At 64.7% G+C, this 23,916-nt stretch carries 21 protein-coding genes; 14 read left to right on the forward strand and 7 right to left on the reverse strand.

What is annotated here, in order from left to right:
- Positions 1-80: 80 nt before the first annotated feature.
- Both WFP39_RS13255 and WFP39_RS13260 read right to left on the reverse strand, forming a co-directional pair.
- A complete protein-coding gene (locus WFP39_RS13255) occupies positions 81-2,735 on the reverse strand; it encodes a TonB-dependent receptor domain-containing protein (RefSeq protein ID WP_336920240.1) in 2,655 nt (884 codons plus the stop codon).
- A 117-nt stretch (positions 2,736-2,852) separates the two neighbouring features.
- Positions 2,853-4,424, reverse strand: a complete 1,572-nt coding sequence (locus WFP39_RS13260) for a hypothetical protein (RefSeq protein ID WP_336920241.1) — start codon at positions 4,422-4,424, stop codon at positions 2,853-2,855.
- 369 nt (positions 4,425-4,793) lie between these two features.
- Here WFP39_RS13260 and WFP39_RS13265 point away from each other — a divergent pair, with 369 nt between their 5' ends.
- The 12 genes from WFP39_RS13265 to WFP39_RS13320 all read left to right on the forward strand — a co-directional run bounded on the left by WFP39_RS13265 (position 4,794) and on the right by WFP39_RS13320 (position 17,458).
- On the forward strand, positions 4,794-5,168 hold the full coding sequence (locus tag WFP39_RS13265; protein WP_336920242.1) for a tetratricopeptide repeat protein: 375 nt from the start codon (positions 4,794-4,796) through the stop codon (positions 5,166-5,168).
- A gap of 167 nt (positions 5,169-5,335) precedes the next feature.
- Positions 5,336-5,986 (forward strand): lytic transglycosylase domain-containing protein, encoded by a 651-nt coding sequence (locus WFP39_RS13270; protein ID WP_377923454.1) that lies wholly within the window; start codon positions 5,336-5,338, stop codon positions 5,984-5,986.
- Positions 5,986-6,282, forward strand: a complete 297-nt coding sequence (locus WFP39_RS13275) for a TrbC/VirB2 family type IV secretion system protein (RefSeq protein ID WP_336920243.1) — start codon at positions 5,986-5,988, stop codon at positions 6,280-6,282. The genes WFP39_RS13270 and WFP39_RS13275 overlap by 1 nt, the downstream gene beginning before the upstream one ends.
- A 4-nt stretch (positions 6,283-6,286) precedes the next feature.
- Positions 6,287-6,571 (forward strand): VirB3 family type IV secretion system protein, encoded by a 285-nt coding sequence (locus WFP39_RS13280; protein ID WP_336920244.1) that lies wholly within the window; start codon positions 6,287-6,289, stop codon positions 6,569-6,571.
- 24 nt (positions 6,572-6,595) lie between these two features.
- Positions 6,596-9,025 (forward strand): VirB4 family type IV secretion/conjugal transfer ATPase, encoded by a 2,430-nt coding sequence (locus WFP39_RS13285; RefSeq protein ID WP_336920246.1) that lies wholly within the window; start codon positions 6,596-6,598, stop codon positions 9,023-9,025.
- Positions 9,022-10,272, forward strand: coding sequence for a TrbL/VirB6 family protein (locus WFP39_RS13290; RefSeq protein WP_336920247.1), 1,251 nt, complete (start codon positions 9,022-9,024; stop codon positions 10,270-10,272). The genes WFP39_RS13285 and WFP39_RS13290 overlap by 4 nt, the downstream gene beginning before the upstream one ends.
- Before the next feature lie 2 nt (positions 10,273-10,274).
- The gene (locus tag WFP39_RS13295; protein WP_336920305.1) at positions 10,275-11,054 is read left to right on the forward strand and encodes a TrbG/VirB9 family P-type conjugative transfer protein; all 780 of its coding nucleotides are present in this window, start codon (positions 10,275-10,277) and stop codon (positions 11,052-11,054) included.
- A 23-nt stretch (positions 11,055-11,077) separates the two neighbouring features.
- Positions 11,078-12,235 (forward strand): TrbI/VirB10 family protein, encoded by a 1,158-nt coding sequence (locus tag WFP39_RS13300; protein WP_336920249.1) that lies wholly within the window; start codon positions 11,078-11,080, stop codon positions 12,233-12,235.
- 11 nt (positions 12,236-12,246) lie between these two features.
- Positions 12,247-13,272 (forward strand): P-type DNA transfer ATPase VirB11, encoded by a 1,026-nt coding sequence (gene virB11, locus WFP39_RS13305; RefSeq protein WP_336920251.1) that lies wholly within the window; start codon positions 12,247-12,249, stop codon positions 13,270-13,272.
- Positions 13,273-13,395: 123 nt separating this feature from the next.
- Positions 13,396-15,585 (forward strand): RNA degradosome polyphosphate kinase, encoded by a 2,190-nt coding sequence (locus WFP39_RS13310; RefSeq protein WP_336920253.1) that lies wholly within the window; start codon positions 13,396-13,398, stop codon positions 15,583-15,585.
- A 2-nt stretch (positions 15,586-15,587) separates the two neighbouring features.
- Complete coding sequence (locus WFP39_RS13315) at positions 15,588-17,075, forward strand: Ppx/GppA family phosphatase (RefSeq protein WP_336920255.1); 1,488 nt, start codon at positions 15,588-15,590, stop codon at positions 17,073-17,075.
- A gap of 116 nt (positions 17,076-17,191) precedes the next feature.
- Positions 17,192-17,458, forward strand: coding sequence for a hypothetical protein (locus WFP39_RS13320; protein ID WP_336920257.1), 267 nt, complete (start codon positions 17,192-17,194; stop codon positions 17,456-17,458).
- 240 nt (positions 17,459-17,698) lie between these two features.
- Here WFP39_RS13320 and WFP39_RS13325 read toward each other — a convergent pair whose 3' ends face one another.
- Entirely contained in the window at positions 17,699-18,253 is a 555-nt protein-coding gene (locus tag WFP39_RS13325) for a nuclear transport factor 2 family protein (protein WP_336920258.1), read from the reverse strand.
- An 81-nt stretch (positions 18,254-18,334) separates the two neighbouring features.
- Here WFP39_RS13325 and WFP39_RS13330 point away from each other — a divergent pair, with 81 nt between their 5' ends.
- A complete protein-coding gene (locus tag WFP39_RS13330) occupies positions 18,335-19,744 on the forward strand; it encodes a carotenoid oxygenase family protein (RefSeq protein WP_336920259.1) in 1,410 nt (469 codons plus the stop codon).
- A 14-nt stretch (positions 19,745-19,758) separates the two neighbouring features.
- Complete coding sequence (locus WFP39_RS13335) at positions 19,759-20,082, forward strand: TraR/DksA family transcriptional regulator (protein WP_336920260.1); 324 nt, start codon at positions 19,759-19,761, stop codon at positions 20,080-20,082.
- A 61-nt stretch (positions 20,083-20,143) separates the two neighbouring features.
- On the opposite strand, the gene WFP39_RS13340 is transcribed toward WFP39_RS13335, so the two are convergent.
- The 4 genes from WFP39_RS13340 to WFP39_RS13355 form a co-directional block, all read right to left on the reverse strand.
- On the reverse strand, positions 20,144-20,371 hold the full coding sequence (locus WFP39_RS13340; RefSeq protein ID WP_336920262.1) for a hypothetical protein: 228 nt from the start codon (positions 20,369-20,371) through the stop codon (positions 20,144-20,146).
- Between the two features lie 93 nt (positions 20,372-20,464).
- A complete protein-coding gene (locus WFP39_RS13345; protein WP_336920263.1) occupies positions 20,465-21,328 on the reverse strand; it encodes an alpha/beta hydrolase in 864 nt (287 codons plus the stop codon).
- On the reverse strand, positions 21,325-22,425 hold the full coding sequence (locus tag WFP39_RS13350) for an NAD(P)-dependent alcohol dehydrogenase (protein WP_336920264.1): 1,101 nt from the start codon (positions 22,423-22,425) through the stop codon (positions 21,325-21,327). The genes WFP39_RS13345 and WFP39_RS13350 overlap by 4 nt, the downstream gene beginning before the upstream one ends.
- Positions 22,422-23,885 carry an aldehyde dehydrogenase family protein gene (locus WFP39_RS13355; RefSeq protein ID WP_336920265.1) on the reverse strand — a complete coding sequence of 488 codons (1,464 nt, stop codon included), beginning with the start codon at positions 23,883-23,885 and terminating at the stop codon, positions 22,422-22,424. The genes WFP39_RS13350 and WFP39_RS13355 overlap by 4 nt, the downstream gene beginning before the upstream one ends.
- Between the last annotated feature and the right edge of the window lie 31 nt (positions 23,886-23,916).

A 23,916-nucleotide genomic window follows, 5' to 3' on the forward strand; every position in this document is an offset into this window, starting at 1 on the left:
GCGGAGCCTTTGGAAACGAACCGCTGGCAGGCTGCGCGTTGGGAGAGGAGATGCCCAGCCCGCCCGATCCGCCAAGCCGATCAGAAATCGAACGAGATCGACGCCGAGAAGCTGGTGCCCACGTTGTAGGTGTTGATTTCGAGCCGGTTGATCCCGTCGGTCTGGTATTCGAAATTGTCGCGCCCCAGGATGTTGCGCGCCTGCAGCTTCAGCTCGGCCTCGGTGCCGAAGAAATTGAGGCCCTGGCGCATCACCAGATCCAGCTTGAAGCCCGGATTCTCGACAATGTCGGGCAGTGTGCCCGTGCCGCGGCTGGTCACGCGCTTGCTGGCATAGCTGGCAAGCACGGTGAACTGCTGCAGGCGGTCCACATCTTCGAACGAAATCTGGAAGTTGGCGAGGTGGTCGCTCTGCCCGGTCATCGGCACGCCGTCGCGGAACAGATTGGCCGCCGGGATCGCAATGCCGCGGTCGTTGAGCGTCGTATCACCCGCCTTCACCGAAATATCCGACTGCGTCCAGGTGTAATTCGTCACCAGCACCAATTGCTTTGTCTGGAAGAAGCCGCCCATATCCGCCAGGTCGAAGGCGTATTGGAGATCGGCTTCCACGCCGTAAAGCGTAGCCCGCGGAGCGTTGGCGAAGGAAGATACCTGGTTGTTGTCGTTGAAGGTGGAGAACACCTCGATCGGGTTGGAAATCTCCTTATAGAACCCGGCGAGCGAGAAGCTGCGTCCGCGGCCAAGGTAATATTCCCCGCGCGCTTCGAAATTGCGCAGCTTGCTGTCGATCAGGAACGGGTTGCCGGTGAAGGACCGGTTCGTTTCCGGGTCGAAATAGGGCTGGAAGATCAGTTCGCGGAATTGCGGGCGGGCGATCGTCTCGGACCCGTGCACGCGCAGCTGGAGGCTGTCGGTCACTTCCCATGTCACCGTGGCGGCAGGCAGGAAGTAATCGTTGGTCAGCCGGTTGCTGCGCGGGCTGCTGATCGGCGTGGTGAACACCTCCACCGGTCGCACGAACTGCACCGCATCTTCGTAACGCACACCCAGATTGAGCGAGACACCGGTCACCGGTTCAATCTGCACCTGGCCATATCCCGCATGGATTTCCAGCCCGGCTTCGAAAGCAGGATCGGTTTCGGTCGTTTCGTCGAGGCGCAGGCGATAGTAATCGATGATCGCATCGCCCAGCAGCAGATCGGGACGCAGGAGCCCGATACCCTGGCGAAATTCGGCTGAGCGTTCCCCGTCAATGTTCAGGAAGGTGAATTCGCGCCGTTCCGAATACCGGTTGGTGTCGGTATAGGCATAGCCGACCGTCGCCGCCAGCCAATCGGCCAGACGATACGACACGTCCACGCCGCCATACCACAGCGTCTCGTCAAGGTTCGAGAAGGCGACCGAGGCGCTGCCGTTCTGGCGGTCGAGCTGGTTGACGAAGAGGCTGCCCAGCGGCGCGGGCGTGTTGTTGCGCACATATTCAAAGGTGTATTCATAGGGCGCATTGCGCTGCGTTTCGGCCCAGCCGCCGCGCAGGTCCACCGACAGGTCACCAAAGCGGAACTCGCCCACCATCTGGCTGTTGATCAGCTGGCGTTCGTACCACGCGGTCTGCTGTTCCTGGCTGTCATCATCGTCGACCAGATCGGCAACTTCGGCGAGGCGCGCGGTCTTGAGACTGTCGCGGATGAACAGATTGGTCATGCGCAGACGGTGTTCGCCGAATTCAAAACCAAGGCCCAGCAGGCCGTTGACCGTGATCCGGTTGTCGGTGGCGATTTCGTTGGTATCGGCGCCAGAGGTGAAATTGCCCAAGGCGGTCTGCTTGAAAATGTCGCGCGTGCGCCATTCATTGCTGATAGAGCCGGTTGCCACCACGCCCAGGCGGGTATCGCCAATGTCGGTCGCGGTGCCCGCCGTCAGGCTGCCCGACCAGTTGGCGGGAATATCGCCGATCTTCTGCAGCAGGATGAGATTGGGATTGCCCAGCTCTTTGCCGATCGCGCCCTGTTCGGCCGCAGTCAGGTCCGACATGCGGCGGCCGCTGTCGAAATAGGCCTGCAAGGCAGGCGGCGTGCGGCGCGTGCCGTCGTCAAAGCCGAACCAGTCGGAATCCGATCCGTAATAGGACAGGCCGTTGTGGAACGTGGTTTCGGTGTCGCCGCTTACCCCCATGCCCACCGACAGGAAGCTTTCATCGGGAATGGCGCGGGTAGTGAGGTTGATCACGCCGCCGCCGAATTCGGCGGGGAAGTTGGCCGAATAGGTCTTCTGCACCAGCGAGGAGGCGACGATGCTGGTGGGGAACAGATCGAGCGGCACGACGCGGCTGAGCGGCTGGGGCGACGGCAGCGGCAAGCCATTGAGCAGCGCGAGCGAATAGCGATCACCCAGGCCGCGCACAAAGACAAAGCCCTGCCCCTGCACCGACAGACCGGTGACACGGCCCAGTGCGCCGGCAATGTCGCCTTCGCCGGTGCGGGCGATCTGCTCGGTAGACAGCACGCTGATCACCTGCGTCGAGGCGCGGGTGGGATCCCGATTGATCCGGCCGGTCACGATGATCGTGTTGCCGCCAAGCGAGATGTCTGGCGCGTCGAATTCCTCGTCCTGCGCTGCGTCAACGGGATCCACCTCGTCTGCCGCGCCGGTATCCTGCGCAAAGGCGGAAAGAGGAAAGGAAAGCGCGGTGGAAAGAAGCAGCAGTGCCGCCAGCTGCCTGCCATTGGTCATGACCATGGACTCCCTGAAGGTTCGAAAAAGGTGTCGGGCGCCGAAGGCCCGCCCGTATGCGCAAAAAGGGCGCGGGGTGCCGGCGCACAGGCCGACACCCCGATCCCGGCAGGCCAATCAGTTGTAGACCGGCAGCGTCAGGCACGACCCGGTGTTACCGGTACCGAAGCTCAGGCCGCTCATGTTGCAGGTCCATCCTTGCGTCCAGTCATCGGTCGGCGAAACCGCGCCAATGAAGGTCACCGCGTCGAAGAAGGTCGACAGCGTGGTGGCATTGAAGATCGGAGTGAAGCCCGTCTCGTTCGCGCCCCCGATATAGCTGGCCGTGAGCGAATTGGTGAAGGAGACGTTGTTGCCGGTTCCCCCGGTGATGTAGCCCAGCGCGGTTGCGGCATTGGCACCGCCGTTGCTGCCATTGCGCGTCGTGGTGGCGCACTGGAAAGCAACCGAAGCGAAAATCGGCGGTCCGACCTTGTCGAGGCCCGCATTGGCCGCCTGAATGGTGGCGGCATCGTCAATGCGCAGACACGGCACCGGCGATGAGCCTTGGTCGATCACCACCGAATTCGACAGGTGGAAATCCATACCGCCGCGCACACGCAGGACCTGATCACCCACCCAGCGCTGGATCAGCGTGGCATTTGTAAGCTGCAGACTGGTGCGCGGAACGCTGTTTTCCAGGCCGTTCGAGCTGTCGCCTTCGAGGATCGTGTCCCCCAGCGTCGCGCGCTGCACCGCGATCACATATTGCAGATTCGCCTTCACACCCACGTCAACGTCGAGCGAATCGTCTTCCGCGCCGTAGAGGATCAGGTTCTTCATGTTCACGCGGCCGCCGAAGAATTCGACGCCATCGTCCGAGCTGTTAACCGTCTGGATATAGCGGAACTGCGTCCCCGTGCCGGTGCCCACAGTGGTCAGCGACTGGAGTTCGTTATCGTTGCCCAGCACGAAGCCTGAATAGCGGATCTGAACATATTCGAGACGGCCCGAATTGTCGGCATTCTGGATGCCGCCGCCAAAAGCCGGCGTGGCCGAACCTTCGAGGCGGAATTCGCAGGCCGTGGTGCCCGGCGTCGCCAGCGGATCGAAGCAGTCGGTGACCTGCGCACGGCCAAGCATCACCACACCGCCCCACTGCGAGGACGAATCCTGGCCGTTCAGGCCCAGAACGTTGTCGCGGCTGGTGAAGATAATCGGGCGCTCACGCGTGCCCACGGCGATCAGCTGGTTGCCGCGCGTGGCGGCAAGATAGGACGAACCGCTGGCATAAACGATCACGCCCGGCTGAATAGTGAGCTGCACGTCCGGCGCGGCGGTCGACGTCGAGCCGACATCGGTGCCGATACGGGTCTGGCCAGCGAGGCGATAGAGCAGGCCCGGAATATAGGGCAGCGTGCTGTCTTCGTCGATCAGCAGCGGCAGCGCGCAAATGCGCCAGGTGCCGGTCGGGCCCGTAATCGTGCCTTCGTCTGTCAGGCCGCCGGTCGCGGTGATGGTGGGGCAGCCCGTGGCCGGAGTCACCAGCGCGGCAGTGGGCGTAGGTGTGGGCGTGGGCGCCGGAGCAGCAGGCGGGTTGTTGATGATGACATTGCCGCCGGTGCCGGGCGATGCGATTTCTTCCGGGCCGCAGGCGGCAAGCGCCAGGATAGAGCAGCCGAGAACGAGCGAACGGGAAAGGTTGGTCACAGCAGGCGGTCCCCTATTTGTGCCGGAATTGGCAGGAAAACTTGACGCGAGATCGAGGTCGCGAATCGCCAGCTAGGGCCGCCATGTGACAGTTTGCGGACTGTATGACGGTTGTCGGGCAAAATGGCGTTGCAACGCCGCGCCGCACCATTGGCCGGCACAAGCGGAAGCAAGCAGAGGCCTGCCGGATGCGTCACAAGGCGAAAACGACCCGTCTTTCGGCACCAGCGCAACCTGCCGCAGCCGCAAATATTGCGTTTTTATGACACTGTTACAGTTTTGTTGCGATGACACAGCCGGCAGCGCATTGTTGCACCATCGACGCAAGTTCCGGCGCTTCGACCCGGACGCGACACAAGGAGAGATGCCATGCTGCTGGGTACGATAATGGGTGTGCTGATGGTCTTGCAGGGCAGCGCGATGGCCATGGTCGAGGAAATCCGCCGCGCGGATCAGCGCGAGGTCGCTTATGAAGAATTGGCGCAGGGCGATGCACGGGCAGCGGTCGCCGCGCTGGAAGCACTGCGGGCGGACAATCCCAACGATCCCGCGCTGCTGATCAATCTGGGCGCGGCCTATCAGACGCTGGGCGATCTGGCGCGCGCCGAACAGGCCTATCGCGCCGCAGCAGGCAGCGAAATCCGCTACCAGCTTGAACTGGCTGATGGCAGCTGGGTGGATTCGCGCCGCGCCGCGCGCAGCGCCTTGCGCGCACTGGAGCAATCGCGGCTGGCCATGAACTGAAGCGCCACCTGCCCAATCACCTGATTTGGCGGAACAAAAGACTTCCCTGACGGTCGCAGATCAGGCAAAGGGTTCGGTGGCGATGTCACCGGGCCCTTTTTGCCGTAGAGCTGTCACGCCGCTGTCATTTGTAATAAGCAAAGGCGGGGGAGGAATGGAGGCTTTTCTTGGTGATTCTTCGCCAACCCCTTGCTCTTGTCCGGCTTTCGGTCGCTGCGGCACTCTTGCTTGCGGCCAGCACTGCGCGCGCCGATGTGCTGGAAATCGCACCGGGCGGCGAAGCGCGCTGGGTGGCTGGGCCGATCGCCTCTGTCCCGTCAACGGCGAATGGCCCGCAAGGTTCCGCGTTGCCTGACGCCAGCCTTGCCGCAGCGGGCATACCCGAACACGCCGTGGCTGACCCTGCCTTCCAGGCACGCCGCATTCCAGCGCGTTATGCCGGCGTTGTGGCGCAGCTTTCCGCGCGCTACGATCTGTCGCCTGCCCTGATCGAAGCGCTGGTCTGGCAGGAAAGCCGCTGGCGCGAAAACGCCGTCTCGCATGCAGGCGCGCGCGGCCTTGCGCAGTTAATGCCCGGCACCGCGCGCGATCTGGGTGTGAACCCGCACGATCCGGTCGCCAATCTGGAAGGCGGCGCACGGTATCTGCGCGAACAATTGAACCGCTTTGGCGGCAATGTCGAACTGGCATTGGCCGCCTACAATGCCGGGCCCGGCCGCGTGATGCGCGCGGGCGGTATTCCGCGCATTGCCGAAACACAGGATTACGTGGCCCGCATCATGGGTCGCCTGTCCAGCCATTCCCGGAGTAACCCCTGATGCGTATTCTTGCCCCCTTTATCGCTGCCCTCTCGCTGCTCGCCCCCACGGCGGCGCAGGCGCAATCCACCGCAGGGTCCGGCCCGATCGAGGCGGCGCTCTACTGGATCCAGGGCACCATGCTGGGCAATGTCGCCACTGCGGTTGCGGTGATGGCGGTGGCCGCGGTGGGTTTCCTGATGCTGACGGGGCGGATGAACTGGCGCTTTGGCGCCACCGTCATCATCGGCTGTTTCATCATCTTTGGTGCGGCAACGATCGTGGCCGGTATCCAGAGCGCTGCGGCGGTAGGCTGATCCGGTGAGCCAGCTTGTCCGCCATCCCGTGCACCGCGCATTGACCCGGCCGCAGATGTTTGCCGGGGTGACGATGAATTACTTCATCATCAACGGGCTGGTCACGACCGAGGCGTTTTTGATCCTCAAGAGCCTGTGGATCATCCCCATCCCCTTTGTGATGCACGCGATCGGCTATTTCGCGTGCCTGCGCGAACCGCGCATTTTCGACCTGTGGATCACCAAGGTCAGCAAATGCCCGCGCGTGCGCAATTTCAAGCGCTGGGGCTGCAACAGTTACACCGCGTGATGCGGTGGAAAAGGGTTTGACGTTATGAGCAAGTGGCTGGGAGCAGCGGCGTGGAACGCCAAGGAGGCGCAAGCGGGTGACCGCCTGCCCTATGCCACGCTGGTCGATGGCGACACCGTGCTGCTGCGCGACGGATCGCTGATGGGCGCGCTGCAAGTGCCCGGCCTGCTGTTCGAGACCGAGGATACCGACGCGCTGAACGCCCACGCCGCCACGCGCGAAGTGATGCTGCGTTCCAATCTCGATGCGCGCTTCGTGCTGTATCACCACGTCATCCGCCGCCGGGTGGAGGTGGAGCTGGACGCGCAGTTCGACGATCCGCTTTCGGCGCATATCGATGCGCGCTGGCGCGAAAAGCTGTCGGCCGGCGCGCTGTTCGTGAACGACCAGTTCGTGACATTGGTACGCCGCCCGGCACGCGGCAAGGCGGGTTGGGGCGAACGGCTTGGCAAGCTGTTCAAAGGCAAGGCCACCGCGGCAGAGGAAGTCGATCCGCGCGATCTGCGCACTTTGCGCGCGGCGCTGCAGGCGCTGGCGGCTTCGCTTTCCGATTACGGCGCGCAGCACTTGGGCGATTACACCGGGGCGAGCGGGGCCACGAACAACGAACTGCTCGAACTGCTGTCCGCGCTGTATAATGGCGAAATGCGCCCGGTGCGCCGCCCGGATGACGGCGTCGATATCGGCTATATGCTGCCTTACCGCCGCGCCAGTTTCGGCATTGATGCGATGGAATTGCGCGGCGCGAGCGGGGCGGATTGCGCCGCCATGCTCAGCCTCAAGGATTATCCGGACGCGACCAGCCCCGGCCTGCTCGACCCGTTGCTGCGCCTGCCGCACGAAATGGTGGTGACCGAAAGCTTCGCCCCGCAGGAGAGGCAGACCGCGCGCGAACGGATCGATCTGGCGCTGCGCCGCCTGCGTTCGGCAGACGAGGACGCGCAGGCCGAACGGGCGGACATGTTCGCCGCGCGTGACGAACTGGGCGCAGGCTCGGTCGCCTTTGGCGACCATCATTTGAGCGTGCTGGTACGCGAAACCACGCTCGAACGGCTCGACGATGCGACCGCACGCGTGGCCGCCGCCCTGGCCGATACCGGCGCGATTGCGGTGCGCGAGGATACCAATCTGGAACCCGCCTTCTGGGGCCAGTTTCCGGGGAACGAGGATTACCTTGTCCGCCGCAGCCTGATCTCCACCGCCAATATGGCCAGCTTCGGCAGCTTCCACGGCTTTGCGCTGGGTCAGGCGGAAGGAAACCACTGGGGGCAGGCAGTCACCCTGTTGCAGACCACCAGCTCGACGCCGTTCTTCTTCAATTTCCACCATGGCGATCTGGGCAATTTCACCGTGATCGGCCCGTCGGGTTCGGGCAAGACCGTGGTCATGAACTTCCTTGCCGCGCAGGCGCAGAAGTTTTCGCCCCGCACCGTGCTGTTCGATAAGGATCGCGGCGCGGAACTGTTCATTCGCGGCATTGGCGGCAGCTATGAACGCGTGCGGTCGGGGGAGCCTTCGGGCTTCAATCCGCTGGCCCTGCCCGATACGCCGGCCAACCGCGCCTTCCTGCGCGACTGGCTGGGCGTGCTGCTGAGCGCCGAAGGGCCGGAGGAATTGCAGACCATCACCGCCGCGGTCGATGCGGCCTATGCCAATGATCCGTCGCTGCGCCGCCTGCGCCACTTCAAGGAACTGGTATCGGGCAGCCGCCGCCCGCAGCCGGGCGACATGGCCGACCGCCTGTCCGCCTGGATCGAGGATGGCGAGCATGGCTGGCTGTTCGACAACGCGGCCGACAAGCTCGACCTCACCACGCGGGTGATGGGTTTCGACATGACCGCGCTGCTGGAAAACCCGCGCCTGCGCACGCCGGTGATGATGTATCTGTTCCACCGCATTGACGAACGGCTGGACGGCGAGCCGACGATGATCCTGATCGACGAAGGCTGGAAGGCACTCGATGACGAGGTGTTTGCCGCGCGCATCCGCGACTGGCTGAAGACGCTGCGCAAACGCAACGCGCTGGTCGGTTTTGCCACGCAGTCGGCGCGCGATGCGCTCGACAGCCGCATCGCCACCGCGCTGGTCGAACAGACCGCGACGATGATCTTCATGCCCAATGCCCGCGCGCGGGCAGAGGATTATTGCGAAGGCTTTGGCCTGACCGAACACGAACTGGCGCTGATCCGGTCGCTCCCTGCGCACAGCCGCTGCTTCCTGGTGCGCCAGCCCGATGCAAGCGTGGTGGTGCGGCTCGACCTGTCTAACGCGCCCGAAGTGCTCACCATCCTGTCGGGCCGCGAAAGCTCGGTCCGGCGGCTCGACCTCTTGCGCGAGGCGGTGGGCGATGATCCGGCGCTGTGGTTCCCCGCGCTGACCGGCAAGCGCTGGCCGGGCGCGCCTGCGGCGGCAGCGGCTGATGACGATCTCGACAAATGGGAAGCGGCGGAATGACACCGGCCGCCCCTCCTCCGGTTGCTGGCGGCATCAACCAGTGCCAGGCCGCGCTGGAAGGCGTGGGCGCAGGGATCGGCGCATCGCTGCGCGCGATTGATTGCGCGGCGGGCGAAATGTCGCAGGCCGCCTTCAGCCGCATTTTCGGCCCCGACGGCGCCTTTGTGTTGCCCCTGCAGATCATCCTGACGATCTTTGTCGCGCTGCTCGGCTACGGCCTTATCACCGGGCGGCTGCGCATTGGCCTGTCGGCGCTGGCCCCGCGCCTCATCACGCTGGGCGTGGTGCTGACGCTGGCGACAAGCTGGATCGCGTTCCAGAACGTATTCTGGAACTTTCTGGTCGGCGGGCCGGACGAGATTGCCGGTGTGCTGATGGGGCAGGATGGGTCGGCCACCACCATCTTTGCCGACAAGCTCGATGTGGTGATGTATTCGCTGATGGAGGTGTCGGGCGGGCAAGGCGCGTCGGAAACCACCTCGATCTTTTCCCCACGCGGGCTGTTGTGGGCAGGCGCGACCATGCTGCTGCTGGGCACGGTGGGTGTGCTCGCCACCTGCAAGATCGCGCTGGCGGTGTTGCTGGGGCTGGGGCCGATCTTCATCGTGATGGCGCTGTTCAACGGCACGCGCGGCCTGTTTGCCGGGTGGCTGAAGGCGGCGGTGCTGATGGCGCTCGCCCCGCTGTTTGCCGTGCTGGCGGGCTCGCTGATGCTCGAACTGGCAACCCCGGTGCTGGCCGCTTTGCTGACCACGCCCGGACAGATCGATGTGCGCCCGGCCATGGCGTTTTTCATGATCGGCGCGGTGCATCTGGCGCTTATGGCGATGGTGATGAAAGTCGCCTCCACCATGGTGGCGGGCTGGAGCGTGTTCGGCATTTCGGCCCCTTCCGACCGCGCGGACGAGCGGCGCGGGCCTTCGCTGGGTGGCGACCGGCCTGCCATCCCAGCGATTGCTGGGGCGGCGGGTGCGGCAGGGGCGGCTGGGGCTGCCGCTGTTTCGGCCGCCCCGGCGCGCGACATTCGCGTGGCTACCGCCGCCGGTTTGCAAGCCGCCAACGACACAGCCTCCACCGCCGCGGGGAGCCGCATTTCCACCCGCGAAACGCGCATCATTGCCGGCGCTGCCGGAACCGCGCAGGCCGCGCCCGGCACCCAGTCCGGCGTGTCGCGCGCACGGGGCATCGGCAGCCGCTTCAAATCTGCACCTGTCCGCTCGGCCGGACGCTCCACGGAGAAATCGTGACCATGACCCGCGCCATTCTTGCTGCGGCGCTTCTCGCCTCAACCCTTTCGCTGACCGCCCCCGCTCAGGCGCAGCGCGATCCGCGCCTGGTGGTGCAAACCTATGACGAGACGCGGGTGATCCGCGTTCCCGGCCGCGTCAATGTGCAGGCCACGATCCGCTTTGCCGAAGGGGAGACGATCCAGAATGTCGCCATTGGCGATTCGCAGAAATGGCAGGTGACCCCCAGCCGCAGCGCCAATCTGTTGTTCGTGAAGCCGCTGGATGAACGCGCCGTCACCAACATGACCGTGCTGACCGACCGGCGCATTTATCTGTTCGATCTGGTCGCCAGCCCCGCGCACCGCAACCCGCTCTATGTCCTCAGCTTCATTTATCCCGACGAGACGCTGACAGAGGGTGAACTGGCCGCGCGGGCAGAGGCCGAGGCCCCGCCTCCGGTGGAAACCGCCAATGCCGATGAACTCGCCGCCGCGATGGACGATTTTGCGGTGCTTGACCCCGCCAGCCTCAATTTCGAATGGGTGGCAGAAGGCGCACCGGCGCTGCTGCCCGAAACCGTATATGACAACGGCCGCGCCACCTTCCTTGCCTGGCCCACAGGCGCGCCGATGCCTGCCATTCTGGTGCTGAACGAGGAAGGGATCGAAGGCCCGGTCAACTTTGCCGTGCGCGGCGATGTGATCGTGATCGACGAAGTGCCTGCCCAGATCATCCTGCGCGCGGGCGATGCGAGCGCCCGTCTGCTCAACCGGGCGGCGCCCGCCCCTGCCCGGTCGTGACCCGGTAACGAAGGACCAAGCCCATGAAACTTGCCATGCGCCTGCCGGAAAAGAATTCTGCCGCAAGGCAGGACCGCGATCCGCGCGAAGACGCGACGACCGAGATCATCGATCTGGCCAGCCGCACCTCCTATCCCGCGGTCGCCAACCGCAAGGGCCATTCGGATGCGCTGGGCCTTGCCGCAGGTGTCGGTTTCGTGGCGCTGCTGGGCGCGGCGACGCTGTGGGGCCTCAATGCCAGCCGGATGCCTGACGAGGCTGCACCAGCACCCGCCGCGCCTGTGGCGGTGCCCCCCGATCAGACCGCGGTGGCAAGCCCGCCGCCCGATATCAATTCGCTGCCATCGGCCAATGCGGGCGCCGTGCAGCCGGCTACCGAAGCCGGCATGGCAGGGCCCGTCCTGGCGCAGCAACCCTATGGCGAATACCAGCCGGTGCCCAATACGGTGAACTCCTATGCCTCTCCGGTAGTGGTGTATGATGCAGGCGCTGCGCCGGGTGCGGCGCTGGCGGGTGCGCCCGTGCTTGCTGCGCCCACCGGCTCTGGCGAGAGCGGGCCGATCCCCGGCTCCACCTCTCCGGGCGATTTTGCCGCGCAGATCGGCGGGATTGGTGGCGGCCCGGCCACCGCGCAGCAGAGCTTCGATCCGGCGACAACGGTGAGCCAGGGCACGATGATCCCGGCCGTACTCGAAACCGCGATTAACACCGATGTGCCCGGCTATGTGCGCGCCGTGGTGAGCCAGGATGTGCGCAGTTTTGACGGCAGCCGCGTTCTGGTGCCGCGTTCGAGCAGGCTGGTGGGCCAGTATCAGAGCGGGCTGCAAGCCGGGCAGAGGCGCGCCTATGTCATATGGACCACGCTGATCCGGCCCGATGGGGTATCGGTGAATCTCGCCAGCCCCGCCACCAGCTTTGATGGCACCGCCGGCCTGTCGGGCGAAGTGGATACGCGCTTCTTTGAGCGCTTCGGCTCGGCCATGCTGCTCAGCGTGATCGGCGGGCTCACCAGCCTTGCCGGCGGCGGGGCGTCGGTGGTACTGGGCGGCGGGCAATCGGCCGCGTCCACCGCGGTGCAGCAGGACGGCACGCGCCCGCCCACCGTGCGCGTGCGGCAGGGCGAACCGATCCGGGTTTTCACCTCGCGCCACCTCGATTTCAGCCGCGCGCCGCGCTTGTAAGGAATGGGTTGATGGCGGCAGAGATTCACCGGCTGAACGATGAGGCCGAGGCGGCGGCACAAGCCGTGCTGCCTGCGGGCGGCTCGGTCTATCTCGACGCCTATCTCGCGCCGTTCCGGCAATGGCTGGAACGCGACACGGTGACCGAAATCCTCGTCAACCGGCCGGGCGAAATCTGGGTGGAAGATGCCGCGCATCCGGGCATGCAGTGCATCCCCGCCCCTCAGGTCGACGACAAGCTGGTGCAGCGGCTGGCCGAGCAGGTTGCACGTATCAGCCATCAGGGCATCAACCGCGAACACCCGCTGCTGGGCGCGACCTTGCCCGCCGATACCTATGGCGGGGCGCGTGTGCAGTTTTGCGGCCCACCTGCCACGCGCCGCCATTGGGCGATGGCGATCCGCCGCCACCGCCAGCTTGACCTCCCGCTCGACGCCTACGACGCCGGCCCGCTGGTGCCGCCGCAGGAGACGGAAATGCCCGATCCCGCGCAAGCTCCGATCGCCTTCCTGCGTGCCGCTATCCGCGCGCGCAAGACGATCCTGATTTCGGGCGGCACCAGCACGGGCAAGACCACCTTCCTCAACGCCATGCTGGGCGAAATACCGCGCGACGAACGCGTGGTGCTGGTGGAGGACACGCCCGAACTGAAGCTTCCCGGCGCAAATGGCGTGGGGCTTGTCGCGGTGAAGGGCGAACTGGGCGAAGCCAAGGTGACGGCAAACGAATTGCTGCAAGCGGCGCTGCGCCTGCGGCCTGACCGCATCGTGCTGGGCGAACTGCGCGGCGCGGAAAGCGTATCCTTCCTGCGCGCGATCAATACCGGGCATCCGGGCAGCTTTTCCACCATTCACGCCAATTCCCTGCGGGGGGCGCTGGAACAGCTCAGCCTGATGGTGATGCAGACCGGCATTGGCCTCACGCGCAGCGACACCATCGCCTATGCCGCCAGCGTGATCGACGTCCTCGTGCAATTGGGCCGCAATGATGGCAAACGCGGCATCGCCGCGATCGCGCGGGCGCAGGATCTGGTCTGATCCGCACGGACCCAGGGGGCAGGCAATCCGTGACAATCCGCCGCTTTGCCTTGCGCCCGGCAGTCGAAACCTGCACATCCTGACGCATGGACGTTCCGGCATATCCCGTTACCAAGGCCCGCGATGACGACGCTTGAAACCCTCCCCGCGATCGACCGCACCAGCCCCGAACTGCTCTATTTCAACCGGGAGCTGAGCTGGCTTTCGTTTAACGAGCGCGTACTGGCCGAGGCGCGCAACACCGCCTATCCGCTGCTTGAACGGCTGCGCTTTCTGTCGATTTCGGGCAGCAATCTGGATGAATTCGCCATGATCCGCATGGCGGGTCTTGTGGGTCAGGTGCGCAGCGGCGTGTCCACCCTGTCAATCGACGGCAAGACACCGGCGCAGCAACTGGCTGCTATCGGTGCAAGGCTGCGGCAGGTGGAAACGCTACAACAAGCCGCGCTCGACGAGCTGCGGCCGCTGCTGGCCGCACAGGGCATCCAGGTGCGTGGCGGCGATCTCTCCGACGCGCGGGCAGAGGCCTGGCTGCGGCACTATTTCATTGACCATATCATGCCGGTCATCACCCCGCAGGCGATCGACCCGGCGCATCCGTTCCCCTTTGTCGCCAATACCGGTATCGGCGTGCTGTTCAATCTGGAGCGGCAGGAGGACGGCAGCCGGCTGGTTGAGATGGTGCTGATCCCCGCCGCGCTGCCGCGTTTCATCCGCGTGCCCGAAAGCGAGACCGGCGGCGATGTCATCTACATGGCGATCGAGCGGCTGATCCAGCGCTTTGCCCCCGTGCTGTTCCCCGGCTTTCTCATCCGGGGCGACGGCGTGTTCCGCGTGCTGCGCGACAGCGATATCGAGGTCGAGGAAGAGGCCGAGGATCTGGTGCGCGAGTTCCGCACCGCCATCCAGCGCCGCCGGCGCGGCCAGGTGATCGTGCTCGAACTCGATGAGAATTTCGACCCGGAAGCCGAGGAGCTGCTGCGCGAGAAGCTGGGGCTTGATCAGGCATTCGTCACCAAGACACTGGGGATGATCGGCATATCGGGCCTTGCCAGCGTGGTGAACGAGGATCGGCCCGACCTCAAATTCACGCCCTACACCCCGCGCTATCCCGAACGGGTGATGGAGCATGACGGCGATTGCTTTGCCGCGATCCGCGAGAAGGACATCGTGATCCACCACCCGTATGAAAGTTTCGAAGTGGTGGTGGATTTCCTGCGGCAGGCGGCCGCCGATCCGGCGGTGGTGTCGATCAAGCAGACGCTCTACCGCGCGGGCAACCAGTCGCCGGTTATCAACGCGCTGATCGAAGCGGCAGAGGCAGGCAAATCGGTCACCGCCGTGGTGGAACTGAAGGCGCGTTTCGATGAGGAGCAGAACCTCAAATGGGCGGGCGAGCTGGAACGCGCGGGCGTGCAGGTGATCTATGGCTTCATCGACTGGAAAACCCACGCCAAGATCAGCATGGTCGTGCGCGCGGAAGAAGGCGGATACCGCACCTATTGCCATTTCGGCACGGGCAATTACCACCCGGTGACGACGCGCATTTACACCGACCTATCGTTCTTCACCGCCGACCCTGCCTTTGGCCGCGATGCCGCGCGCCTGTTCAATTTCATCACCGGCTATGTCGAGCCGCAGGGTATGGAGCGGCTGGCGATCTCGCCGCTCAACCTGCGCGAACGGCTGTATGAACTGATTGACCAGGAAATCGCCAATGCGCGCAGCGGGCAGCCAGCGGCGATCTGGGCCAAGATGAATTCCATTACGGAAAAAGGCATGATCGACCGGCTCTATGCCGCCAGCCAGGCAGGCGTGCGCATCGTGCTGATCGTGCGGGGCATTTGCTGCCTGCGCCCCGGCGTGCCCGGCCTGTCCGACAATATCTCGGTCAAATCGATCATTGGCCGCTTTCTGGAACACAGCCGCATCTGGGCCTTTGGCAATGGCGCGCCGCTGCCCGGCGATCAGGCGATCATCTATATCTCCAGCGCCGACGCGATGAGCCGCAACCTCAACCGCCGCGTGGAAACACTGGTACCCATCACCAACCCCACGGTGCACGATCAGGTGCTGGAACAGGTGCTGCTCGCCAATCTGCTCGATACCGAACAGAGCTGGCTGCTCGACGGGGAAACCGGCGAATATCAGCGGATCGAGGAAGATCCCGATGCCGAGGATACCGATGGCAATGGCGTGCCGGGGTTCAATTGCCACGCCTATTTCATGACCAACCCGTCGCTGTCGGGCCGGGGCGGCGCGCTGAAGGACAGCCGCGTTCCGCGCCTTTCCCTGCGCAAGGGCGGCATATAACCATGACCATCCGCAGCAAGCCGCGGGCGATCCCGGTGGATCGCCCTGATCGCGCCGTGATCGACATCGGGTCGAACACAGTGCGTCTGGTCGTTTATTCCGGATCGCGCCGCGCGCCGTCTGTCTGGCTGAACGAGAAGGTGACCGCGCGGCTGGGGCGCGACCTGGCTACCAGCCGCAAGATGCCCGACAAGGCGATGGATCTGGCGCTGTCGGGCCTTTCGCGATTTGCCCTGATCCTGCGCGATCTGGAAGTGGACGATGTGCAATGCGTCGCCACCGCTGCGGTGCGCGATGCGACCAATGGCGCGGCGTTTCTGGAACGGGTGCGCGAACTCGGCCTTTCGCCGCGCCTGCTGTCGGGTGAGGAGGAGGCACGATACGCCGCCTATGGCGTGATCGGTGCCTTTCCCGGTGCGGCAGGTCTGGTGGCCGATCTGGGCGGCGGCAGTATCGAACTGGTCAGCATCGCGGATGGCCAATGCCATGACGGGGCCAGCCTGCCGCTGGGCACGCTGCGCCTGGCTGCACTGCGTGCCAAGGGTGAGGCGGACTTTCGCAAGACGGTGGCGAGGGAACTGGAAGCCGCCGCACTGGCGGCGGGACCGGGGCAGGTGCTGTATCTGGTGGGCGGCACATGGCGGGCCTTTGCCGCCTTTGCCATGAACCGGATGAATTATCCGCTCAGCGATCCGCACGCCTTCCGGCTCGCTGCCGAAGACGCACTGAAGCTGGCGCGCAAGCTGGTGGACACGCCCACGGACGAACTGGCCGGAATCAGCGGCGTGCCTTCCAGCCGCGCGGCAGGCCTGCCCGATGCCGCCGCGCTGTTGCAGGTGCTGGTGGCTGCGCTTCAACCTTCCTCGCTGGTGATTTCGGCCTGGGGCCTGCGCGAAGGGCTGCTGTTCGACCGGCTGGAACCTGCCGCGCGCGAGGCCGATCCGCTGCTGGCCGCCGTCACGCATTTCACCGCGCCGCGCGGCGGCAGTTTGCAGGATGCGACGATGACCGCAGGCTGGACCGCGCGCATCGTCAATCCGCTGGGCTATGGCGCGGAACGGCTGCGGCTGGCCGCCATCCTGCTGGCCAAGGCGCAAACCCGGCTGGAGCCGAATATGCGGCTGAAACATTCGTTCGACTGGGCGATGGACAAGCGCTGGATCGGCATCGATCATCGTGGCCGCGCGCTGATCGGCGCAGCACTGCGCGGGGCCTGCGCCAAGCCCGAACCCACCGCCGACCTGCTGCGGCTGGCTGATGAGGCGGAACTGCGCGAGGCGGCCGCCTGGGGCCTGGCCTTCCGCCTGTGCCGCCGCATCGGCGCAGGCAGCCGCGCCTCGATGCTCACCAGCCGGCTGGAACGCGAAGACAGCAAGCTGGTCTTGTGGCTGGATGCAGACCGCGCCCAGCTCGCCTCCGATCTTGTTCGGGCCGATCTGAAAGCGCTGGCCGGCTGGCTGGGCTGCACGCACGAATTGCGCATCGGATAGCGCGCTTAGTCCCCGCTTTTTGACATTTTTGTGACGGCGTTCAGCATTGCTTGCCGCTGCTATCGAAACATTCTTCTGTGTCGCTCCCCGCAAGGGAACAGGAGTTTTCAGGTTCGATGAGCAACACCAATCAGGGTAACGCGCCGCCGGCAGACGCCGCGCCGCTCGATCAGGACGCGCTGGACATTGCCGCGCTCGCCCGCGCCGTGCTGGATCGCCGCATCAGGCCGCGCGCTGCCGCCATCCGCCGCCTTGCGGAAGCGGTGCTGGAGGTGCAGGCTGCGAAAACGAAAAAGGGCAAGAAGAAAGGCGGAGGAAAGACAGCTAAGGAAAGCCGCAAGAGCCGCAAGCTGGCCAAGATTCCGGCGCGCAAAAAGGGCTGAGAGCGCCGCACCCCGGCGCAACAGCCGGGGCATCAACCTCTTTCCTACAACAGGCACCCGGCGTCACGCGGCAAACGTTCTTTGACCTGTCCGTCCTCACACTGCGCCCCCGGCTTGTCGGCGGGGAAGCTGCACAGGTGTCAACTTCGCTATTCGGGTTTATTATTCTGATTTACCGAAATAATTCGTGCACATTCGCCATCGTCACGCTGTCAACTTCGACACTTTCAGCCCGCTGGCTCAGAACGGATCGCGCGTCTGTTCGTCAAACGGGCGCGTATCGGCGGGCGGCATGGTATAGGGCGGGCGCTGCGGCAGCGTCCGTTCGCCTTTCCACGGCACCTGATCGACATCGGTCCACGCGTTCACCGTCAGCCGCCAGAATTTCCACCGCCCGTCCTCGCGCACCAGCCGGTCATCGCGCGTGCCCACGCCGAACACGAAATTGGTGCGGTAATCGGCGTTCCACTGGATAATCTGGAAGAAGCAACGCACCCGCGCGCCTTCGGGATGCGGGTCCATGATGAAATGGTTCATCAGATGCTGGCGGCCATACCACCAGTGCTGCCGGTCATACCACAGCTTGCGCAGGTTCGCCCGGATCGCCTCGTGTCCCTTGACCTTGCCCTGCCACAGATGATCGAATTCGGCATCGCGGGCAAAGGTGGCAATGGCCTGTTCCTCGTCCGCCAGATCGATGCCCCAGGCGTAGCGGGCGTAAAGCTCCTCGATCTCCGCCCGGTCCTGCGCCGGCATGATCGCGGGCACCCCGTCGGGCCAGCACTCGTCGGTCATCGGTATTTGTCCCCCATCAATTGCCCGCTTGATTTGGGCAGCTATTGCCGCACAACTATCCCCACAAAAAGGGAGAGAGCAATGCCGGAGACATTTCACGCCTATCACAGCTTCGGGCTGCAACAGCGCACGGCCATGCGTTTTGAAGCCGATGTGTTCGAATGCGAGGTGGAGGGCGAGATTCCGGAGGCGCTGCGCAACGGCGCCTATTACCGCACCGGGGGCGACCGGCTGTTCCCCACGCTGGAGGATGACATCATCCTCAATGGCGACGGGATGTTTTCGATGTTCCGCTTTGAAGACGGGCACGTGTCCTACCGCAGCCGCTTTGTGCGGACCGAACGGATGAAGGCCGAACTGGCGGCGCGGCGGCGGCTGTATGGCAAATACCGCAACCGCTACACCGATGACGACAGCGTCTCGAACCTGCCTCAGCGCGACAATACCGGCAACACCTATGCCTTTGCCCATCACGGCGAACTGTTCGCCTTGCGCGAAGACAGCCGCCCCTACCGGCTCGATCCCGAAACGCTCGACACGCTGGATATCGGCGATTTTGGCGCGCTCGAATCCACCGCGCTGACCGCGCATCCCAAGATCGATCCGGAAACGGGCGAATGGTGGAGCTACGGCGTCTTTGCCAAGGGCGCGCCCACCACCGATGCCAGCCTGCACGTGTTCGATCGTGCCGGCCGGCTGGTGCGCGAACAATGGTTCCACACGCCCTACCCCGGCCTCAGCCACGATTGGGGCGTAACGCGCGCCCATATCGTGCTGCCGATCATGCCGTTGACGGCGGACGAGGCGCGGCTGCGTACGGGCGGGGATTATTACGAATACGATCCCGACCTGCCCAGCATGTGGGGCGTGATGCCGCGCGGCGGCGATCCCGCGCGCGACATGCGCTGGTTCCCCATTCCCGGCATTGTCATGGGCCATGTGATGAACGCCTATTCCGAAGGCGACAAGGTGATCCTCGACACGCCTTGCAGCCCCGGCAATTGCTTCTCCTTCTTCAAGGACAAGCACGGACGCACGCCCACCATGCCCGAAACGATCACCCAGATAACGCGCATCACCTTCGACCTGTCCAAGCCCGATGATCAGGCGGTGACGTTGCAACCGGTCAATGGCGCGCTGGGCGACATGCCCAAGATCGATGACCGCTATGCCATGCGCAAATACCGCACAGGCTATTTCGCGCTGCGCGATTTTCCGCAGATGGGCGTGGGCCAGATCGACTGGGACACGGGCGAGGTAAAAGCGCATGAATTGCAAGGTGCCGCCGCGCAGGAACCGGTGTTCGTGCCGCGAACGGCCGATGCGGCGGAAGGCGATGGCTTTGTGCTGGTGGCGGTGGACCGCTTTGCCGAAAAGCGTATGGACCTGCTCATACTTGACGGGAACGACGTCAGCCGCCCGCCGATTGCCACGATCAAACTGCCCTTTGCCCAGCCGATGTGTTTTCACGGCTGCTGGGTCGGGGCCTGAAGGAGAACGAACTGATGACCGATACCGCCGCCGCCAAGGCTCGCCTCGAAGCCCAGCTGGCCGAACTTACGGGCCGTCTCTCACGCCTCGAAACCGAACTGGACGAGGAAGCCGAAAAGGATTGGGACGAACGCGCCAACCAGTTGGAGGACGAGGAAACCGCCGAAGGCCAGGCGGCCATGATCAAGCGATCCATCGCCTCGACCGAGCGTGCGCTCGACCGGATTGCCGCGGGGACTTACGGCGAATGTGCGCAATGCGGAGCCGAAATTTCCGCCGGGCGACTGGAGGCGCGTCCTGAAGCATCGCTGTGCATCGCCTGCGCAAGAGCAGGGTGATGCAAACGAAACGGGCCGGAGAATCGCTCTCCGGCCCGCTGGTTGGCTTTAGTCTTGCAGCTTAGTTGCCGTCGCCCGCATTGGGCTCCTCGATATCGATCACCGGCACTTCCACCGTGGCTTCCTCGGTGCGGACATCAACATCGGCTGTATCCACATCGAACTCCGGCATCTGCCCGCCTTCCACGCTGACTTCGGGCAGTTCACCTTCTTGGGTCTGTTCCACATCGCAGGCCGACAGGCCGATCAACGCGACACCGGCGGCGGCGGCGGTCATGAACTTGTGCATTGGTATTCTCCTTCCCACTGTTGAAGCATCTGGCTTGGGGGAAGAACAATGCGGGGCCGGTAAGGTTCCCGGAGGGGCCATGCGCCCCCGCGCTCAGCCCGTCACGCGGCGCACGAAACCTGCCACCATGCGCTCCACCTCGCGGATGTCCGATCCGATGGAGAGCGCCGGGCTAAGATGATTATGCCCGGTCAGGAAATGCATTTCGGGAAAGCGGCCCTTTGCCGCCTGCCACTGGCTGACCACCTGCGCGGCCTGCTGGTGGAAATCATCGGGATCGAATTCGGCCACCGAAAACTGGATCGGCACCTCGCTTGCCAGCAGCCCGGCCAGCGTGCTGGCCACGCCCCAGCCGCGCGGGTCGGGGCCATAATACGCCTCGGCAAAGGGGTTGGGCGCGGCTGTGCGCGTGTCGTAAATCCCGCTCATCAACACCGCGCCCGCCGTGCCCGATGCATGATCGCGGCGGTGGGCGAGGTATCCGGCCACATGCGTCGCCCCTGCCGATTGCCCGCTCAGCACGATGCGCGCAGGATCGCCTCCATGCGTGGCGATGTTGGCGCGCAGCCAGTTCATCACCAGCGCCAGATCATCGGGGCCGGAGGGGAAGCGGTTGGCAGGCGCGAGGCGGTAGGTGATCGTCACCCCGACAAAGCCGTGCCGCGCGGCAAAATCGCCCATGTTGGAATAGAACGGGCTGCCTTCGGTATGCTTGTCGCCCATCACGAAACCGCCGCCATGGACGAAGACAAAGACCGGCGCACCTGAAAGGCCATCGCGGGTGAATATATCGAGCCGGTGGCGCGCATCGGGGCCATAGGCGATGTCGCGCGTTACCTTGGTGGCGGCGGCCATGCCCCGGCTCATGCTCGCCATCAGCGCTTGCGTGCCGCCGAGCATTTCAGGCGTGAGATCATTGCCAAGCGCCTGCAACTGGGCGCGGATGTCGGGGGTCATTCGGTTGTCTCCATCAGCAGAACGGGCTTGATCGCGGTGCCCGCATGGGCATCGGCAAAGGCGCGTTCAATCTCGGCAAAGGGGTAGAAGGTCAGCATCCGGTCAAACGGCAGGCGTCCCTGCCGCCAGTATTCGGCCAGCAGCGGCAGGAAGGTCTGCGGATTGGCATCACCGCCCAGAATACCGCGCAATTGCCGCCCGCCTGCCAGCATGGCGAACATCTGCGGGTTGAAAGGCCCATGCGGCGCCGCCACGAAACCGGCGGTGCCGTTCATGGCCAGCACCTCCAGCGCCAGACTGTGCACCGCGAGCGCATTGGTGGTGTTGAAGGTGAAATCCATGCCGCGCCCGGTCACGCCTCGGATCCCGCCTGCCAGATCCTCTGCATCGCCAAGGAAACAATCGGTCGCGCCAAATTCGCGCGCCAATTCGAGCCTTTGGGGATTGAGATCGACTGCGACAATCCGCCGCGCACCTACCAGCTTTGCCGCCATCACGGCGGACAGGCCAACGCCGCCCGTGCCGAAAACCGCGATGGTATCGCCAAAGCCCACTTTCAGCGCCGCGATCACCCCGCCCGCGCCCGTCACCACGCCGCAGCCCAAAGGCCCCAGCTTTTCGAGCGGGAGGTCTTTCGCCATTTTCACCGCGGTGCGCTGCGGGACAATGGCGTGGGTGGCAAAGCTCGATTGACCGAAGAAATGCGAATGCACCGGGCCGTCCGCCCCGCCCAGCGCGGTCGACCCGTCCAGCCTCTTGCCGCCAAAGCACAGTGGCATGGCAAGGTCGCAATAGGTTGGCCGTCCGGCAAGGCAGGACGGGCAGCGCCCACAGCTGTTGCCGCTCAGGATCACATGGTCGCCCACTTCAAAGCCGGAAACGCCCTCGCCCAGCTTCTCCACCACGCCCGCGCCTTCATGGCCCAGCACGATGGGTTGCGGCGCATGGCGGCCCAGATGTTCGTGCAGATCGGTATGGCAGATGCCGGTGGCGACAAGGCGGATGCGCAACTCGCCGGCGCGCGGTTCTTCCTGCTCCAGTTCGACCAGTTCGGGCGCGGCCCCGCCCCGGCCCGAAAGCGCAGCGGTGATCTTCATGGCCCAACCCTTTCTGCGCTCCCCAGATGGTGATCGTTGCGAATATCGGCCACCGGCCCGGTCTGCGTCAGCAGGCTCTTGCGGCGCAGGAAGCGGCGCAAGCTCTCCGGCCCGATGCGCGGCGCGCCATAGCCTGACCAGCCAAAGCTGTCCGACCCGAAAGTGCGCAGCTTGGCAAAGGTGAGGAAGGTGTCCTGCAGGAAGATGCCGCCGGCATTGAGCCGCCTGCCGATCGCCTTTGCCTCCTCCGCCGTGCCCGCAATCACGCTGGCGGTAAGGCCGAAGTGCGTATCATTTGCGAGGCTTATGGCTTCCTCTGTATCCTTGTAGGCCATCACGGGGATGCAGGGGCCAAAGGTTTCGTCCTGCATGATCAGCATATCGTGGTTCACATGGGTGAGGATGGTGGGCCGCATATAGAGGCCGCCGCCAATCTCCTCCACCGCGCCCCCGGTCAGCACCTTGGCACCCTTGGCCTTGGCATCGGCAATATGCGCCAGCACGATGTCGGCCTGCGGGGCGTGGGTGAAGGGGCCGATATGCCCCGCACGCGGGTTGTCGGTGTTAAGGCGCACCTCGCCCGCCTTCTCCACCAGCTTTGCCACGAAAGCATCGTGCACGCTTTCATGCACATAGACCCGCTCGACCGAATAGCAGACCTGCCCCGTGGCATAGACCGCGCCGCGCAGCACCGCTGTTGCCGCCCGGTCGAGATCGGCGGTTTCGGTGACGATGCAGGGGTCTTTCCCGCCCAGTTCCAGATTGCAGGGGATCAGCCGCTCGGCACAGGCGACCGCCACCTTGCGGCCCGTGGGGACAGAGCCGGTGAAGCAGATCGTATCGGCCTGCTCCACCACCCATTGCCCCACTTCGCCCGCGCCCGCGACATAATCGAACACGGCGGCGAGTTCAGGCACGTCGCGCACGGTTTCGAACAACACCTCGATCACCCGCGGGGTGACTTCGGAAGGCTTGAGTAGGACAGAGGAGCCGGCAAACAGCGCCGGCACCGCATCGAGCAGCGCCAGCATCAGCGGCGCGTTCCATGGGGAAATCACGCCGACCAGCGGATAGGCGACGACCTGGCTTTCCACCTCGACCGTGGTCATGGATGTGCTCATGCCGTGCCATTCCAGCGCAGCGAAAGCCTTGGGCGCATCTTCCAGCCAGCCGCCGATATTGGCGCAGGTGATGAAGCCCTGCACATAGGAGGTGTGGCAGCCGCCGGTATCGACCGCATCCGCCTCACCAATATCCCTTGCGCGGGCTTTCACCGCGCCGAGCCAGCGGGCCATCACCGCGCAGCGTCCACCCACGCCCAGCGCTTCCCACGCCGGCTGATTGGCGCGCAGGCGAGCTGCTTTGTCAGCTACCCCGTCGCGCGTGGCGGGCGTGATTGTATGATCGACCTGCCCTGTGCGCGGATTGCGCACCGGCAGGACAGCGGCATCGGCTGCCATCAGACTCTCTCCCCTTTTTCGCAACGGTGAT

The organism is Alteraurantiacibacter lauratis, assembly GCF_037154155.1.
Classification (GTDB): Bacteria; Pseudomonadota; Alphaproteobacteria; order Sphingomonadales; family Sphingomonadaceae; genus Alteraurantiacibacter; species Alteraurantiacibacter lauratis.

Excerpts from the sequence above, each read along its gene's own strand:
- WFP39_RS13255 (WP_336920240.1), bottom strand. The coding sequence starts at position 2,735 with ATGACCAATGGCAGGCAGCTGGCGGCACTGCTGCTTCTTTCCACCGCG.
- WFP39_RS13265 (WP_336920242.1), top strand. The coding sequence starts at position 4,794 with ATGCTGCTGGGTACGATAATGGGTGTGCTGATGGTCTTGCAGGGCAGC.
- WFP39_RS13275 (WP_336920243.1), top strand. The coding sequence starts at position 5,986 with ATGCGTATTCTTGCCCCCTTTATCGCTGCCCTCTCGCTGCTCGCCCCC.
- WFP39_RS13285 (WP_336920246.1), top strand. The coding sequence starts at position 6,596 with ATGAGCAAGTGGCTGGGAGCAGCGGCGTGGAACGCCAAGGAGGCGCAA.
- WFP39_RS13290 (WP_336920247.1), top strand. The coding sequence starts at position 9,022 with ATGACACCGGCCGCCCCTCCTCCGGTTGCTGGCGGCATCAACCAGTGC.
- WFP39_RS13295 (WP_336920305.1), top strand. The coding sequence starts at position 10,275 with ATGACCCGCGCCATTCTTGCTGCGGCGCTTCTCGCCTCAACCCTTTCG.
- WFP39_RS13300 (WP_336920249.1), top strand. The coding sequence starts at position 11,078 with ATGAAACTTGCCATGCGCCTGCCGGAAAAGAATTCTGCCGCAAGGCAG.
- virB11 (WP_336920251.1), top strand. The coding sequence starts at position 12,247 with ATGGCGGCAGAGATTCACCGGCTGAACGATGAGGCCGAGGCGGCGGCA.
- WFP39_RS13310 (WP_336920253.1), top strand. The coding sequence starts at position 13,396 with ATGACGACGCTTGAAACCCTCCCCGCGATCGACCGCACCAGCCCCGAA.
- WFP39_RS13315 (WP_336920255.1), top strand. The coding sequence starts at position 15,588 with ATGACCATCCGCAGCAAGCCGCGGGCGATCCCGGTGGATCGCCCTGAT.
- WFP39_RS13320 (WP_336920257.1), top strand. The coding sequence starts at position 17,192 with ATGAGCAACACCAATCAGGGTAACGCGCCGCCGGCAGACGCCGCGCCG.
- WFP39_RS13325 (WP_336920258.1), bottom strand. The coding sequence starts at position 18,253 with ATGACCGACGAGTGCTGGCCCGACGGGGTGCCCGCGATCATGCCGGCG.
- WFP39_RS13330 (WP_336920259.1), top strand. The coding sequence starts at position 18,335 with ATGCCGGAGACATTTCACGCCTATCACAGCTTCGGGCTGCAACAGCGC.
- WFP39_RS13335 (WP_336920260.1), top strand. The coding sequence starts at position 19,759 with ATGACCGATACCGCCGCCGCCAAGGCTCGCCTCGAAGCCCAGCTGGCC.
- WFP39_RS13340 (WP_336920262.1), bottom strand. The coding sequence starts at position 20,371 with ATGCACAAGTTCATGACCGCCGCCGCCGCCGGTGTCGCGTTGATCGGC.
- WFP39_RS13345 (WP_336920263.1), bottom strand. The coding sequence starts at position 21,328 with ATGACCCCCGACATCCGCGCCCAGTTGCAGGCGCTTGGCAATGATCTC.
- WFP39_RS13350 (WP_336920264.1), bottom strand. The coding sequence starts at position 22,425 with ATGAAGATCACCGCTGCGCTTTCGGGCCGGGGCGGGGCCGCGCCCGAA.
- WFP39_RS13355 (WP_336920265.1), bottom strand. The coding sequence starts at position 23,885 with ATGGCAGCCGATGCCGCTGTCCTGCCGGTGCGCAATCCGCGCACAGGG.